Source organism: Moorena sp. SIO4A5 (assembly GCF_010672005.1).
Taxonomy (GTDB): domain Bacteria; phylum Cyanobacteriota; class Cyanobacteriia; order Cyanobacteriales; family Coleofasciculaceae; genus Moorena.
The window spans coordinates 1-14,352 of sequence record NZ_JAAHHZ010000081.1 but is presented as its reverse complement, the minus strand read 5'-3'; the positions used below and the strand labels follow the sequence as shown (position 1 = coordinate 14,352).

Annotated in this window: 16 protein-coding genes and 2 pseudogenes; 14 read left to right on the top strand and 4 right to left on the bottom strand. The window is 43.3% G+C overall.

What is annotated here, in order from left to right; genetic code table 11:
• Positions 1 to 5: 5 nt before the first annotated feature.
• Positions 6 to 716, bottom strand: a complete 711-nt coding sequence (locus F6K57_RS22550) for an SOS response-associated peptidase (RefSeq protein ID WP_293070749.1) — start codon at positions 714 to 716, stop codon at positions 6 to 8.
• A gap of 363 nt (positions 717 to 1,079) precedes the next feature.
• Positions 1,080 to 1,589, bottom strand: a complete 510-nt coding sequence (gene apcB, locus F6K57_RS22545) for an allophycocyanin subunit beta (RefSeq protein WP_293025858.1) — start codon at positions 1,587 to 1,589, stop codon at positions 1,080 to 1,082.
• 851 nt (positions 1,590 to 2,440) lie between these two features.
• Here apcB and glnA point away from each other — a divergent pair.
• From glnA to F6K57_RS22525, 4 genes are all read left to right on the top strand, one after another.
• Positions 2,441 to 3,862: a type I glutamate--ammonia ligase gene (gene glnA, locus F6K57_RS22540; RefSeq protein WP_293070747.1), complete on the top strand. Its 1,422-nt coding sequence runs from the start codon at positions 2,441 to 2,443 to the stop codon at positions 3,860 to 3,862.
• 327 nt (positions 3,863 to 4,189) lie between these two features.
• Positions 4,190 to 5,089, top strand: a complete 900-nt coding sequence (locus tag F6K57_RS22535; protein WP_293070745.1) for a ferritin-like domain-containing protein — start codon at positions 4,190 to 4,192, stop codon at positions 5,087 to 5,089.
• A 262-nt stretch (positions 5,090 to 5,351) separates the two neighbouring features.
• Positions 5,352 to 5,855 (top strand): YbjN domain-containing protein, encoded by a 504-nt coding sequence (locus F6K57_RS22530; protein ID WP_293025864.1) that lies wholly within the window; start codon positions 5,352 to 5,354, stop codon positions 5,853 to 5,855.
• 92 nt (positions 5,856 to 5,947) lie between these two features.
• Complete coding sequence (locus F6K57_RS22525; protein ID WP_293025866.1) at positions 5,948 to 6,763, top strand: lipoate--protein ligase family protein; 816 nt, start codon at positions 5,948 to 5,950, stop codon at positions 6,761 to 6,763.
• On the opposite strand, the gene F6K57_RS22520 is transcribed toward F6K57_RS22525, so the two are convergent.
• Positions 6,745 to 7,113: a hypothetical protein gene (locus F6K57_RS22520; protein WP_293025868.1), complete on the bottom strand. Its 369-nt coding sequence runs from the start codon at positions 7,111 to 7,113 to the stop codon at positions 6,745 to 6,747. The genes F6K57_RS22525 and F6K57_RS22520 overlap by 19 nt on opposite strands.
• 209 nt (positions 7,114 to 7,322) lie before the next feature.
• Between F6K57_RS22520 and F6K57_RS22515 the strand changes: the two are divergent.
• The 7 genes and pseudogenes from F6K57_RS22515 to F6K57_RS22485 form a co-directional block, all read left to right on the top strand.
• Positions 7,323 to 7,550, top strand: a pseudogene (locus F6K57_RS22515) (response regulator); the annotation flags it as partial.
• A 131-nt stretch (positions 7,551 to 7,681) separates the two neighbouring features.
• Positions 7,682 to 7,807 (top strand): annotated as a pseudogene (locus tag F6K57_RS22510) (ISAs1 family transposase); the annotation flags it as partial.
• Positions 7,808 to 7,822: 15 nt separating this feature from the next.
• Complete coding sequence (locus tag F6K57_RS22505; RefSeq protein WP_293025870.1) at positions 7,823 to 8,050, top strand: hypothetical protein; 228 nt, start codon at positions 7,823 to 7,825, stop codon at positions 8,048 to 8,050.
• A gap of 242 nt (positions 8,051 to 8,292) precedes the next feature.
• Positions 8,293 to 8,613 (top strand): ISAs1 family transposase, encoded by a 321-nt coding sequence (locus F6K57_RS22500; protein ID WP_293070742.1) that lies wholly within the window; start codon positions 8,293 to 8,295, stop codon positions 8,611 to 8,613.
• A complete protein-coding gene (locus F6K57_RS22495; protein WP_293070740.1) occupies positions 8,582 to 8,758 on the top strand; it encodes a hypothetical protein in 177 nt (58 codons plus the stop codon). The genes F6K57_RS22500 and F6K57_RS22495 overlap by 32 nt, the downstream gene beginning before the upstream one ends.
• 398 nt (positions 8,759 to 9,156) lie before the next feature.
• Positions 9,157 to 9,672, top strand: coding sequence for an ATP-binding protein (locus F6K57_RS22490; protein WP_293070738.1), 516 nt, complete (start codon positions 9,157 to 9,159; stop codon positions 9,670 to 9,672).
• Positions 9,673 to 9,688: 16 nt separating this feature from the next.
• Positions 9,689 to 9,832, top strand: coding sequence for a hypothetical protein (locus F6K57_RS22485; RefSeq protein WP_293025342.1), 144 nt, complete (start codon positions 9,689 to 9,691; stop codon positions 9,830 to 9,832).
• A gap of 227 nt (positions 9,833 to 10,059) precedes the next feature.
• Here the strand turns inward: F6K57_RS22485 and proS are convergent, their stop codons facing one another.
• Entirely contained in the window at positions 10,060 to 11,871 is a 1,812-nt protein-coding gene (proS, locus tag F6K57_RS22480) for a proline--tRNA ligase (RefSeq protein WP_293070736.1), read from the bottom strand.
• A 414-nt stretch (positions 11,872 to 12,285) separates the two neighbouring features.
• Here proS and F6K57_RS22475 point away from each other — a divergent pair, with 414 nt between their 5' ends.
• The 3 genes from F6K57_RS22475 (at position 12,286) to F6K57_RS22465 (ending at position 14,077) form a co-directional block, all read left to right on the top strand.
• Positions 12,286 to 12,441 carry a hypothetical protein gene (locus F6K57_RS22475; protein ID WP_293025344.1) on the top strand — a complete coding sequence of 52 codons (156 nt, stop codon included), beginning with the start codon at positions 12,286 to 12,288 and terminating at the stop codon, positions 12,439 to 12,441.
• Between the two features lie 66 nt (positions 12,442 to 12,507).
• Positions 12,508 to 13,149, top strand: coding sequence for a hypothetical protein (locus tag F6K57_RS22470; RefSeq protein WP_044491860.1), 642 nt, complete (start codon positions 12,508 to 12,510; stop codon positions 13,147 to 13,149).
• 91 nt (positions 13,150 to 13,240) lie between these two features.
• Complete coding sequence (locus tag F6K57_RS22465; RefSeq protein ID WP_293025345.1) at positions 13,241 to 14,077, top strand: pentapeptide repeat-containing protein; 837 nt, start codon at positions 13,241 to 13,243, stop codon at positions 14,075 to 14,077.
• Positions 14,078 to 14,352 lie beyond the last annotated feature (275 nt).

Here is a 14,352-nt window from a genome sequence, read left to right as displayed (position 1 = left end):
GTAATTTAAAATGTAGAATGGTAGTGACTATTGGACTTATTATTAATTTCCACAGGTATGATACACTCAGGACTACTATTTCTGACATTATTCACAGTAGTGCTAACGGGATAAACACTCATCTTCTGGGCATCATAGGTAATCAGTAGTGGCTGCAATAGCTCCCGTTGACTTACCTGATGATGCAGCCATAAATCATAATCACTAGGTTCTAATATCACTGGCATTCGATCATGGATCGGACTGATAATTTCATTAGCTACTGTGGTTATAATTGTACAAGAAACAATTATCTCACCCGCTGGATTTTTCCAACGTTCCCAAAGTCCTGCAAAAGCAAACGGACGCTTATCTTTCCTCTGGAAATACAACGGTTGCTTCTTGCCATCCTTTCGTCGCCACTCATAAAAACCATCCGCTACAACCAAGCAACGCCGACGACGAAATGCACTGCGAAATGCTGGCTTTTCTGCTACCGTTTCTGCTCTAGCATTAATCAGCTTTGCACCAATTTTAATATCCTTTGCCCAACTAGGAATTAAACCCCAACGTAACAATTGCCATTGTCGCTCGCTATCGTTTGAGGGGTTTAAGACTGTTGCTACCAGCTGAGTAGGGGCAATATTGTACTTAGCCTCCTCAGTTGGCACATGATCTAAATTCAAAGCTCGCGCTAGGCTTACCCCTATCGTTGTCAGGGTGAATCTACCACACATACTGGCTGGACGTGATTTAGTATTTATGTACTATTTTAAAAGCCAGTTATCCGTCCTGAGTGCTACAAACCAGCAAGCCTGTATTAAGCGTTCGCGTAGCCTGGCCTACGGCCAATCGCAATTAAATCAGTAATTCAATTATTTGTGGCTGGACGCTCTGGCCAGTTTGTTAGTTTCGTCCCTTACTGGAGCAGCGTTCAAGTAATAGACCTTGACAAAATTAGCAATTAAATCAGCAATTACCCGATTCCCGATTCCCGATTCCCGATTCCCGATTCCCGATTCCCTGCGCGCAGCCCTATAGTACGGGCAACCAGTCCGGTCACCCGTAGAACCGTCAACTCTCAACGAACCATCAATGTCTTAAACATCTGTTTCGCTAAACTCACGATTCATGTGGTCAAAAGGCTGATCAACAAATCCGATATTCCCAATACCAGCTTCTGTTGCCATTGCTTTGACCATATCTTTCATAATCTCAATCCCACGTACCGTTGGACCGATTGGCACACCTAGGGAGTTATAGGTTTCCCGCAACCCTTGTAGAACCCGCTCATCCAGGACATTGGTATCACCAGCAACTAGGGCATAACTAGCATAGCGCAGGTAATAATCCAGATCTCGTAAACAAGCAGCATAACGACGAGTTGTATAAGAATTGCCACCTGGACGCAACAGTTCAGGAACTTCCTCATACAGTTGTGCTGATGCTTGCTTGACAATAGAAGCAGCATTGCCATTGATTAAAGTAGCTACAGCCACCCGAGCGGTGCCAGTTTCAAAGTAAGACTTAAGTGAATCGATGGCATCCCGATCTAGGTAGCGACCTGAGCTATCATAATTCCTAATCAAGTTTGTGACTAAATCCCTCATTAAATTATTCTCCCAACAACAATCTTGATAATTTTGATTTACTATTGGTGTCTTCCCATGATTTAGGGCGAGAACTCAACAGGTACAGAGCGCTACACTATGCACTCCACAGGAGTTAAACAGCAAGTTGAATGTGTGCTCAATTCCAGACGCTATAATTGGCTGGAGCTAAGCGTATACATATCTTTCATCACTAGATTGTACCCTGTTGCTTGTTGCTTTCATCCTTAATGCTTCTTTAGAATTGGGCGTTGTCCACCATCGATAGGACCGATTAATTGCGCAAGATACTCCCAGAGGGGGGAAACAGGGAAACTAGAACCGACCGACCCAATGCTCCCACTAACCCCATTGCTTATATAGAGGCGATATAGAGGGATTTAGGCAAAACCTGCCACTAACCAGAGCCTAGTTTTGCCATGGGCTCCCTTGCTGAGCAGACAAAGACCTTCTCTTGAGCCTTTGTGCGAGCCTTTTTGCCAACCTGACTGAGTCTAGAACTGGAAAATTTAATTTTTTATTCATATGAGATCCGATCATCTTAGGACATTCTGTATTGTTAGATACATAATCTCCTACTTTCTATCCCTAGGATCAGTCAGGAATCAGGGAACTACAACTTTTCACTGTTCAAGGGAAAAGCCAATCAAGATGCTTTTAAGGAAATAGTGCTCCTTGCACCACTCAAAAAAAAGTATCTCCCCGCGAATAACTGACTCGGATGCTTACCCAGTCAGTCCTCGGTTTGGGAAAGCTTCAGTGTCGCCAATTTTGGTAGAGTCACTGACTCAAGTAATTTTATAAGGTTGTTTCTTTGTAAACAAACGTAAAGCTGATCAAAGGAGTAATTCATGCCTGAAACCCCACAAGAAGTCTTGAAAATGATTCAAGACGAAGACATAAAAATCATCGACCTTAAATTCATTGATATGCCAGGGATCTGGCAGCACTGCTCATTCTACCAAGACCAAATAGAAGAGAGTTCCTTTGAGGATGGAGTTCCCTTCGATGGTTCAAGCATTCGGGGTTGGAAAGCAATCAACGAATCTGACATGGCAATGGTTCCTGATCCCAAAACAGCTTGGATCGACCCATTCATGAAAGAAAAAACCCTGAGCATGATTTGCAGCATTAAGGAACCGCGCACTGGGGAATGGTACAGCCGCGATCCTCGCAGCATTGCTCAGAAAGCCCTTGACTATCTGATCAGCACTGGCATTGGGGATACCGCCTTCTTTGGTCCAGAAGCTGAATTCTTTGTGTTTGATGATGTTCGCTTTGACCAAACCGAGAGCCAGTGCTACTACTATGTAGATAGCGTTGAGGGTCGTTGGAATTCTGGTCGAGAAGAAGCAGGTGGTAACCTCGGATATAAGCCTCGCTATAAAGAAGGTTATTTCCCTGTCTCTCCCACAGACACCCTGCAAGACATGCGTACCGAAATGCTGCTAACCATGGCAGAGTGCGGTGTACCCATTGAAAAGCACCACCACGAGGTCGCTACAGGTGGACAGAACGAGTTGGGTTTTCGCTTTGGCACCCTAATTAAGGCTGCTGACGATCTGATGACTTATAAGTATGTCATCAAAAATGTTGCCAAAAAGTATGGCAGAACTGTCACCTTCATGCCCAAACCAATCTTTAACGACAATGGTTCGGGGATGCATACCCACCAATCGATCTGGAAGGATGGAGAACCCTTGTTTTGGGGTGATGGTTACGCCAACCTAAGTAAAATGGCGCTCAATTACATCGGTGGTTTACTAAAGCACGCACCAGCTCTGTTAGCATTTACCAACCCCAGCACTAACTCCTACAAGCGACTAGTACCTGGGTTTGAAGCGCCCGTGAACTTAGCTTACTCCCAAGGTAACCGTTCAGCTTCCATCCGCATTCCTCTATCTGGCCCCAATCCCAAGGCGAAGCGGTTAGAGTTCCGTTGCCCTGATGCCACCTGTAACCCCTATCTCGCCTTCGCCGCTATGCTCTGTGCTGGTATTGATGGCATCAAGAACGAGATTGAACCAGGTGACTCTCTAGATGTGGATATTTACGACCTCTCTCCAGAGGAATTGAGCAAAATTCCATCAACCCCCGGTTCTCTAGAAGACGCTCTGGCAGCCTTAGAAAAGGATCATGCCTTCTTGACTGAATCAGGAGTATTCACCGAAGACTTTATTACCAACTGGATTGAATTCAAAATAGACAACGAAGTCAATCCCATGCGGTTGCGGCCTCATCCCTACGAGTTCGCACTCTACTACGATGTCTAGTACTTTGTCTATGGTGAACTAAGACCATTAGCCATCCTTAAGGGTGGCTTCTTTATTTATGTCTGACTCTTGATTAATTAGTATTTCAGATCGCTCACAATTTAGGAATAGGTATGATCCCACTGTTTTTAGATTGTTTGAGATTGATGTTATTACTGAATCAAACTTTTGGCTACTGGTAAGGTCGAGTAACTTCTTATTATTACAGACTACAGTAGACTGGGGGTATGTTCGGTGAAACTCAGAAATAATTCCTGTTGCCAATTCAACGACCGTTCCCCTATCGGGTCAGACGTCGGTTTGGTGCGAGTATAGCTAATAAAATCTATGACAGTTGCATATCCTCACAAATCAAACAATGGCATGGGTGCCCGTGAAATCTTGCCACATGTGGTACGCGATCGCAAACTTCACCTGGTCATGCTCAACCGCTATCGCTACAACGAACAACACAGTTGCCTAGATCTCACGGATTTGGTAGAAAAGTTGGATGGTCAGCCAAAAGAACTGGTGCGGGATTTATCTCATCACATTGCTGACGAAGCTCGTCATGCCATGTGGCTGACTGACCTACTCATGGAACTGGGGGCAGATATTGGTAAGCCCCCTGGAGTGTCCTACATCAACGAATTTGATCGACTCATCGACCAGGAAAGCTATAAACAACAAGGAAAGCTTGATGATGGACTAATCGGTGGTTTGGCAGCGATTAATGTCACCGAAAAACGGGGATGTGAGTACTTCTCAGCTCACATCAAAGCATTGAAAGAGGCACCGAAAACTGAAGAAAATATTAAGATTATCAAAACCATTGAACGGATTTTCCCAGAGGAAGTTGGTCATGTCCGTTGGGGGAATCGGTGGTTGGCACAAATTGCCAAGAAAAGCCCAGAACATCGACAGAAGGTAGAACAGGCAAAGCGCCAGTATGTAGCCATTGAACAGGCGGCTTATGAATCTGGTATAGATCTGATGGCAGGTGCGGAACTGCGCCGACTCAATAACTTGCTAGAGGTTGCCCATACCTTGCCAGTGTGGGAACGTCCTCAGTACCTGATCGAGCGCTTACCCCAAACCTTGCTAGCCCCTGAACTGCAAATGACCAGGATTCAGGTAGCACAAAAGGCTTGGCAGCAAGATCCACAAGGGTTTATAGAAAAATTTGTGCCAATGTTTTTAAAGGGTCTCAATCAGGTATCTAAAAATCAGCAAAAAGCAGTCTCCTAGAAAATTGGTCAAGTAATCAGAAGCTGAGCAAGTGCCTTTGTTAGTGTTTCGATCTCTCAAAGGTAAAATATAAGAAAAGGGTTCAAGGAAAAAGGTTAAAGAAAAATCATCTTTTACCCTTGACCCTTTCCTTTTTGCCTCTCTCACCTAATTCCATGTCTCGACCCTTGATTTAAGAAAATTAATCAACGTGTCAACAAGCATAGCTACAGGTGATACTGGGTCTTAGGCAAACCCCAAGACCAGCACAGAGAAATTGATTATGACAAACCCACAGCCGAATCCTGACACTCTATCTAGTCAAGACTTGTCAATGGCAGAAATCGTTGCCAGTGAGTTCAACCAGACTATGACTGCCGTTAACTATGTCGAAAACATTGAAACGGTCATCTCCAGCCTGGAACAAAACAATAGCGCTATGGTAAGCCACAGTGAAGAAGGCTACTTGTGGAAGTTTCAGTACGGTAGCGTGGAAGTATTCGTCCAGCTCACTGGTTCCACAGATGATGACACCTTTACAGCTTGGTCTTCTGTGATGCATCTACCTGCCAAAGACGAGGCAACATTGATGCGCAAGCTCCTGGAAATGAACTGGTATGACACCTTTGAATCCCGCTTTGCTATTGTTGAGGATCAAGTTGTCGTGTTATCCACGCGAACTGTTGCTGAATTGTCCCCAGGAGAAATTTCTCGCGCCATTACCGTGGTAGCCACTATTGCCGATGACAATGATGACTTATTACAAGCTCAGTTTGGTGCCGCCTAGAATCTTCTGATTCAAGTTGATATTACCACACAGGTGAAGGAATAAAGCTTAAAACATACCAGTTAATCAATTAGCGAACAAATCAGCCAACAATGGCATTGTTTCATACTTCAGACTTACCACTTGAGACTTCTGATAGTTCAGACTTACCACTTCAGAGTTCATCCTGGCGTTTAATTCCCTTACTACAGGCATCAGGGCGGCTTCAGATGGCCATTGACCAGTGGCTACTAGCCCAGCACCAACGGGGAAAACATTCCCCAGTATTGCGATTTTATACCTGGGCATCACCAACCATCTCTCTTGGCTACCATCAACGCCGTTGGCCTGAGTTCTGGGAACAACTCACTTGGGCATCACAACCAGTAGAGCTGGTAAGGCGTCCCAGTGGTGGTAGAGCTGTGCTACATCAGGGAGATTTGACCTATATGGTGGTTAATTCCGGATTGACTGGTAAACGTCTTGATGCCTATCACCAAATTTGTGAGTTTTTGATTCAGGGGTGGCGCTCCCTTGGTGTAGAGTTGCACTATGGTTCAGCTGGACGGGGGTATATTAACAATCCCAACTGTTTCGGGACTGCTACTGGTGCCGATTTAGTGTTAGCAGATGGTTCTAAACTGATTGGTAGTGCTCAATTGCGCCGTGGTAATGTGATTTTGCAGCATGGCTCAATTCGCTTAGAACCAGATGCTCGACTGTATACTCAAGTGTTTGGGGAAGTGCCCCCTCCCTTTCATCTACCCATGGCTCAACAGGGAGATGCCTTAATCAACATTGTGGTGGATGCCCTAACTCATGCTGCTGCTGATTGTTTTGGTGTGGAGTTGGTAGAGAAGCCTTTATCAAATCAGGAGTGGCAAGAAATTCTGGCTTTGGTAAATAGCAATCAGAACAAATCTGGTTGAACACCCATAGTTAAGGCTGATGGGAAAGCAGACAAGGACAGGTTTTTATCATGGGTAATAATCCAGAAATAATCAGGACTTAAGCAAAAGTAGGTAACAAACTCGCTTATGTCTGAAATTACTCCAAGAAACAACTTGGGCGTGATGACTTGTAAGCTCCGAATCCTGTACCGAGCAAAATATACTTCTGGCTCGTTTCTCAATCTTTGACAATAACTGCCATAAATCCCACCTCCTGTCAGTATTTTCCCTGAGGGTAAGTTCAAGGTAAGTTTATATAATCCTAAACAAGCACCTTTTTCAGTAATAGCTTCAAGTATGAACCAGCACAGATGAATCAGGTTACCCATTTTTTTTTCCGGCTTAGGGTTTGCTAACTTTAATAAGTTAACTCATTTATCCAAATCAATTGATAATCACTAACTTTAATCTAATTATAACTCAAAAATATTTGTTTTATTTTAATTAAATTAGGATTAGACATGGTTAAGGGATAATAAATTATAGATATTTTTAAATTTATGAGTAAATCAATTTGTGTTGATAGGATCCTGAAGCAGTGACATACGATCAAGACAAAAATCTCATCTTAGTTGTAGATGATACACCCACCAATTTGTCAGTTATATCCCAGGCTTTGCACAATGCTGGCTTTACGGTTGCTGTGGAAACAGATGGTGAAAGTGCGATTGAACAAGTTAACTATAATCAACCCGATCTAATTCTATTGGACGTAATGATGCCAGGAATTGACGGATTTGAGACTTGCAAAAGACTAAAGGCAACAGGGCAAACGCATCTAAATTAGATTTAAAAATAAGCAAAAAGGTGATAAAAAAACCCAGGTTAAGTTGATAAAAAAAATATGATATCATGACTTCATGACTAATTTTTAATAACTCGTTGGCGTGTCTGACAAGTGCATGGTCTGACTCTCACCAATTAGTCTTAGGACAACATAAAGTTAAGGATAAATCCAATGAAATTACCGCTATCCCTCAATTACTAGAAATGCTATCAATTGAGGGAAGCATAATTACTATAGCAATTCTATAACTGGTGAGGTACAAATATCTAGGTTTTAGGGAGCAGGGAGCAGGGAGCAGGGAGCAGGGAGCAGGGATTAGGAACCCACCCCTAACCCCTCCCAGGAGGGTAGGGCTGTTTCATTCTGGCCAAAAATGGGGAGATGGGGAGATGGGGAGATGGGGAGAATTTTGGACGAATAGTCGTGATTTTGGCCAAATTTATCTAACCATACTCAAAAGCCGAATCACGAATTGTTAGTCATTTGAGTTGATTGAAGCCGGCTAATTAGTCAGATTTTAATGACTAAATTTGGGGATTTTTCGGAAAATTTTGAGCTATCCCCCTATCCCCCTATCCCCCTATCCCCCTATCCCCCTATCTCCTTTTCTCGTTAACTTATTTTTCTTTGAAACAGCCCTGCTCCCAGGAGGGGAAGGCAAGAGTCAAGAGTGAAACAATCTTGTGTACCTCATGAGTCCTAGAAACGCTATATCGATGCAATGGGGTGTCAAAAAGATATTACCTCCCTAATTATTAATAAAAAAGCTGATTATATTTTGGCTCTAAAAGCTAATCAAAAAAATCTTTATGAAGAAGTAAAAACTTGGTTTGATTTAGCTATGAAGTCTGACTTTGTCGGAAAAGACTATAGTTATTATCAAGAAATAGAAAGTGGGCATAATCGAATTGAAAAAAGAGAAGTATGGACGGTGAATGTGTCTAGTTTCACCTGTCTTCATAACCAATCACTATGGACAGGTTTAACCACAATTGTGATGGTTAGAAGCGATGCAGCGCGGTCTTGGGGGTTTCCCCCATGAGCGACTGCATCAAGACAGTGAGCGACGTTTGTGGAATAAAACAACCACTGAAGTTCGTTTTTACATAAGTAGTTTGGAAAATAATGCTGATAAAATTGCTAAAGCTATCCGCAGTCATTGGGGGATTGAAAACAGCTTACATTAGATATTAGATGTCACCTTCTCTGAAGATAGTAGTCGTATTCGCAAGGATAATTCTCCTGAAAACTTGGCTTTACTACGTCGTTTAGCTTTAAATATAATGAAACAAGAAGCCAGCTTTAAAGGAAGTTTAAAGATGAAACGCGCTTCGTGCTGCTATGGACAATAACTATTTAGTCAAAATTTTAGCATCTGCCAGTAAATAACTAGGGACTTGTTAGTCAAGTTTTCTCCAAGAGAATAAGCCAAATATGCACCCAAATTTATGAGTTAACATTTCGGGAAATAAGGGAGGACGCGGTCAAAAATTTTTAGTCAGCTCCAATCGCTTGATTGTTACTAGTTAAAATTGATAAATATAGATTTTTTAAAACTTACTTAAGTTAGATGCGTTTACCCTGATTGATTGAAGAACTGATAACCAATGTGCGTCCTTTATCAGAAAAGAACAACAATACCTTAGAAGTAATCTATTTGAACAACCCTGGCAGAATCCTTACTGACCCCACCAAAATGCGCCAAATCCTGCTTAACTTGCTCAACAACGCTTGTAAATTTACAGAGCATGGAACTGTTAAATTGATAGTCAAAAAGAGTGATGGCACAGCAGAGATTGACGATCAATTTAATTTAGAATCTACAATTACTTCTGATTTTGGTCAACACCAAAGAACTAAACCATCAATCACATTTCAAGTCAGTGACACCGGTATTGGCATCAGTCCAGAGCAACATTCAAAGATTTTTGAACCCTTCACTCAGGTAGATGAGTCGGACACCCGCAAGTATGGTGGGGCTGGCTTGGGTTTAGCGATCGCGAAAAAGCTCTGTCATCTGATGGCGGGTCAGATAACTGTGGACAGTGAATTGGGTAAGGGAACGACCTTTACCGTTTCCCTACCCATAGAATTAGTTTAACAATCATTAATCATTAATGATTTTTACCCAATGGTTATCCTTCTATCCCTACACCGAATCCCCTTGGGCAAACAACTTTGGTCAAAAGGCCACGCTAAGCGAACAACCTGCAACCCTCAATCGTGACAGCTCCTACACTGACCCGTTGGGTTCAGTGTAGGCTTCCCAGCCAATCCGGCTATCGCTTAGGAGGCGCTGGGCTTTAAGAACGGACTGCCCTGCCGCTCTGTTTTCTTGGTCTTTTTTTTAAGACTGTTTTGCTGACAAACCAGCATTTTCGGCTTTGTTTACCAGTACTTATATTATAGCAATTCCATCCATACCCTGTGCAAAATTCATCCCACACCTATGCTGCGCATTAGGTGTGGGATGAATTTTGCCGGACAGCTAAACCGTACTTAGAGCTGTATCAATCCACTGCTTTAGGGTGGGTAGCACTTCCTCAAGGGAGAGTTCTGTCGATTTGTGGGTAGCCCGTTCCACCACTTCCACTTTGCCATCTTTAAGCGATCGCCCAGTGACAATCCGGTAGGGAATCCCAATTAAATCAGCATCTTTGAACTTGACCCCAGCTCGTTCGTTGCGGTCATCAAGCAGGGTTTCGATACCTGCTTCATTGAGTTGAGTGTAAAGTTTTTCTGCTGCTGCCATCTGCTGGGTATCTCCCACATTCGGGATCGTGATAATCACATGGTAGGGTGCGATCGCAACTGGCCAGATAATCCCATCCTTGTCATAGGATTGCTCTACAGCTGCTTGAGCTAACCGAGACACTCCCACCCCATAACAGCCCATACATAACGGAATTTCTTCCCCTTGCTCACTGGTGTAGGTAGCCCCCATCGCAGATGAGTATTTCGTCCCCAACTGGAAAATATGGCCAACTTCAATTCCGCGAGCGCTTCGTAGGGTTTGATTCGGGTCATGGATGGCGCGATCGCCTGGACTAGCCTTACGGACATCCACCACTAGCTTCGGTAACTGGAATTGCTCACCCCAATTGGCACCAACTACGTGATAGCCTGACTCATTAGAACCAGTAGTAAAGTTTTTCAGTTCCACTGCTGTTTGATCTACCAACCGCAAAAACTGAGGCGCAATATTTTTCGTTGGTTTGATGTAATCATCTGCCAAATCAGGTGCCATGTAACCCAAAGGTAGAGGTTTCGATGCCCATTTTTCCTGGGTAGCCACCTCTGGTACCGTCAGAGCTAAAACCGTTGTGGCATCGTATTGGTCTGCCAATTTCACCAATTCATTCTGTAACTTCACCTCATTTACATCTTGATCCCCCCGAATGCTCACCAAAACCAACACCGTCATCCCGTTGTCATAGACAATTTGGTAAAGAACATTTTTAACCACACTAGTGGCAGAGCACTTCAGGAATTGACAGAGGGTGTTAATAGTTGAGGTGTTTGGAGTTTCTAGCTTTTCATAAGTGTTATAGGGTGAGGGCTCTAGGTCTGGTGGTAGGGAAACCGCTTTTTCTACATTGGCAGAATACTTGCCATCCTCCGTGTAGAGAATCTCGTCTTCCCCAGCATCAGCCAGAACCATAAATTCTTGAGAACCCGAACCCCCAATCGCCCCAGAGTCAGCCTCAACCGCTCTAAACTCCAAACCACTGCGGCTAAACATATTTCGATAGGCTTGATCCATCGCCTGATAAGTCTTTTTCAGGCTTTCGTGATCGGTATGGAAGGAGTATGCATCCTTCATAATGAATTCCCGTCCCCGCATCAGGCCAAATCGGGGGCGAATTTCATCTCGGAACTTAGTTTGAATTTGATACAGGTTTAGAGGTAATTGCCGATAGGAGCGAATCATGTCCTTAGCAACAGTAGTGATTACCTCTTCATGGGTTGGTCCAAGTCCCAATTCTCGCTTTTGTCGGTCAATCAGAGCAAACATAATGCCCTCAGCTTTCGTATAGGTGTCCCAACGACCCGATTCTTTCCACAGCTCAGACGGTTGTAGCTGAGGCAGTAGACACTCTTGAGCACCTGTGGCATCCATTTCCTCCCGCACAATCTGAGAAACTTTTTTTAGGACACGCCACATCATTGGTAAATAGGCGTAGATGCCACTGCCAATACGTCGAATATAACCCGCACGGAGCAAAAGTTTATGGCTAGGGATTTCTGCTTCCACTGGGTCTTCCCGCAGTGTCACCAACAGCATCTGAGACAGTCGCATTACTTACTTCCTTTTTAGACCAAACTACCATTATCTCATCAGTTTAAAACTTTCATCAACAGTATGTCAGCCAGGATTGACAAACTATTCACCCTCTGAGAAGGTATTTGATTATATGCTAGTTTCTAATTTAATTTAAATTACCATAATCGTGGTTATAAACGTTTTAGCTGGCGAAGTTTTACATTTCCTTGGTTTCATTAGTTAACATATTTCCATCTGAGCTTTAAAAAAGGCTCGTGGTGATGGTATTGTTAAGGTTTTTAAAAAATCTAGAATTTTTTGATATTTCCAGCTTTGATATAACTCTGAATTATAGCAGTATAAATACCAGTTATAGATTTTATAAACAGTCATACTTTTTAAGTAAAAATGATATTAATTTTTAGATAAACACAACAATAAAATCTTTCGTTGCTTGTCATAATTGCTGTTGATGTCTATGAACAAAAGCTCGAGCAACCCATCTGCCCCCCCAGAGAATATACCCTAGATGAATTACTAGCCAATGAAGTCGAAATCAGTGAAGAGGTTCACTGGGGTAAAGCAGAAGGTCGAGAGGTGTGGTAGGCTTCTTTGAGTGCGAATTACCTTTTGGACAACTTCTAGTCAGCAAAAAAGGAACAGATATAAACTTTGGGTATTGAACTACGCAGTTACGTATACATAGACAGCTTGCAGCCTCAGCACGCCGCTTACATGGGAACAGTAGCGTTAGGATTTTTGCCCTTACCAGGAGATACCTCCCTTTGGATTGAAATCTCACCAGGTATTGAAATTAACCGGATTACCGATATTGCCCTCAAATCCACTGCCGTGCGTCCAGGAGTGCTGGTGGTCGAACGGCTTTACGGACTTCTAGAGGTGCATGCTAATAAACAAGGGGAAACCCGTACAGCTGGCAAAGCAATTTTAGACGCACTGGGCGTCCGGGAACAGGATCGGCTCAAACCTCGGGTCATTTCTAGCCAAATTATCCGTAACATTGATGCCCACCAGACCCAGTTAATTAATCGCACACGGCGGGGTCAAATGTTGCTAGCAGGGCAAACCCTATATGTATTAGAAGTTGAGCCAGCTGCCTATGCTGCCCTAGCTGCCAATGAAGCAGAGAAATCTGCCTTAATTAACATCTTACAAATTAGTGCAGTGGGCAGCTTTGGACGCCTCTACCTAGGTGGAGAAGAACGGGATATATTAGCAGCGTCTCAGGCAGCGCTGACAGCTATTGAAAGCGTGAGTGGTCGTGAACATCCTGCTGCCAAGCGCAAGGAATAGAAAGGAATTCTTCCTGAGCTGATCCCTTAATGTAGTGCCATTGGGTTAAAGTCTTTGTTGGCACCGCTACATAATGTGAAGGAGAACCTCAATGGCCAATATAGAACATCTTGCTCTACTCAAACAAGATCCATTGAGATGGACAGAATGGAGAAAGACAAATCTAGATCTAGAACCAGACCTTAGCGAAGTTAACCTCAATGGGGCTAACTTTGAAAGGGTAAACTTAGCAAAAGCTAACCTAAAAAAGGCAAATCTAGGCAATATTAAACTGATTAGCGCTAACCTCAGCCAAGCTAACCTCAGTAATGCCAACCTCCAAGATGCTGAACTGATCAAAGCTAAACTGATCTCGGCAGAGCTAATTGGGACTAAACTTATAGCAGCTAACCTGATCAGGGCTGACCTAAATGGTGCCAATTTAATTGGGGCTGACTTGACCCTAGCTAACCTCATGGAAGCTGATTTGAGTAATGCTAACCTAATTGGCACTAGCTTGCTCAAAGCTAATCTCTCAGAAGCAGATTTAAGTGGGGCAAAGCTAAGACGGACTAACCTGGTTGAGGCTAACCTTATGGCTGCTAATCTCTGCCATGCTAATCTGAGCAATGCTAATCTTCATCAAGCTGAACTGCTTGGGGCTTACCTATACAAAGCTGAGTGTCGAGGGGCTAACCTAGCAGAAGCTCACCTTAGTGGAAGCTATCTGTTTGGAGCTAACCTAGCAGAGGCAGACCTTTACAGGGTTGACATTAGATGGGCGAACCTTACTAAAGCAAATTTAAGCGGGTCTAACCTGACTACAGCTAAGCTCAGGGGCGCTAACCTCAGTAAAGCTAACTTAACTGGGGCTACTATCATTGAAGCTGAACTAAGCCAAGTTAATCTAAGGGAAACAATTATGCCTGATGGAACCATCCATCCTTAGATCACCACATCTGATCACACTCAATCAAACCTTCGATTAATCAGTTAGTGCTGCCAATATCATCCAACAGACAAAATCGACCAGACACCGATGAGTCATGCCCAACCGCCCCTAGAATTTATCCGACAAGCTATAGTTGACCTGACTCATGAGCTGCAAACCTCTATGCAAAGTCTGATCATAACTTGACAATATTCTCTGAATAAGTAATAATACAAAACATTATTTTTATCCTTAACGTAAAGTTAATCAAAGTGGGCTTTTGGTTAACTTTA

What these genes read in the sequence shown, in the direction of transcription:
- F6K57_RS22550 (WP_293070749.1), bottom strand. Translation starts at nt 716, where the DNA reads ATGTGTGGTAGATTCACCCTGACAACGATAGGGGTAAGCCTAGCGCGA.
- apcB (WP_293025858.1), bottom strand. Translation starts at nt 1,589, where the DNA reads ATGAGGGATTTAGTCACAAACTTGATTAGGAATTATGATAGCTCAGGT.
- glnA (WP_293070747.1), top strand. Translation starts at nt 2,441, where the DNA reads ATGCCTGAAACCCCACAAGAAGTCTTGAAAATGATTCAAGACGAAGAC.
- F6K57_RS22535 (WP_293070745.1), top strand. Translation starts at nt 4,190, where the DNA reads ATGACAGTTGCATATCCTCACAAATCAAACAATGGCATGGGTGCCCGT.
- F6K57_RS22530 (WP_293025864.1), top strand. Translation starts at nt 5,352, where the DNA reads ATGACAAACCCACAGCCGAATCCTGACACTCTATCTAGTCAAGACTTG.
- F6K57_RS22525 (WP_293025866.1), top strand. Translation starts at nt 5,948, where the DNA reads ATGGCATTGTTTCATACTTCAGACTTACCACTTGAGACTTCTGATAGT.
- F6K57_RS22520 (WP_293025868.1), bottom strand. Translation starts at nt 7,113, where the DNA reads ATGGGTAACCTGATTCATCTGTGCTGGTTCATACTTGAAGCTATTACT.
- F6K57_RS22500 (WP_293070742.1), top strand. Translation starts at nt 8,293, where the DNA reads ATGGGGTGTCAAAAAGATATTACCTCCCTAATTATTAATAAAAAAGCT.
- F6K57_RS22495 (WP_293070740.1), top strand. Translation starts at nt 8,582, where the DNA reads ATGCAGCGCGGTCTTGGGGGTTTCCCCCATGAGCGACTGCATCAAGAC.
- F6K57_RS22485 (WP_293025342.1), top strand. Translation starts at nt 9,689, where the DNA reads ATGATTTTTACCCAATGGTTATCCTTCTATCCCTACACCGAATCCCCT.
- proS (WP_293070736.1), bottom strand. Translation starts at nt 11,871, where the DNA reads ATGCGACTGTCTCAGATGCTGTTGGTGACACTGCGGGAAGACCCAGTG.
- F6K57_RS22465 (WP_293025345.1), top strand. Translation starts at nt 13,241, where the DNA reads ATGGCCAATATAGAACATCTTGCTCTACTCAAACAAGATCCATTGAGA.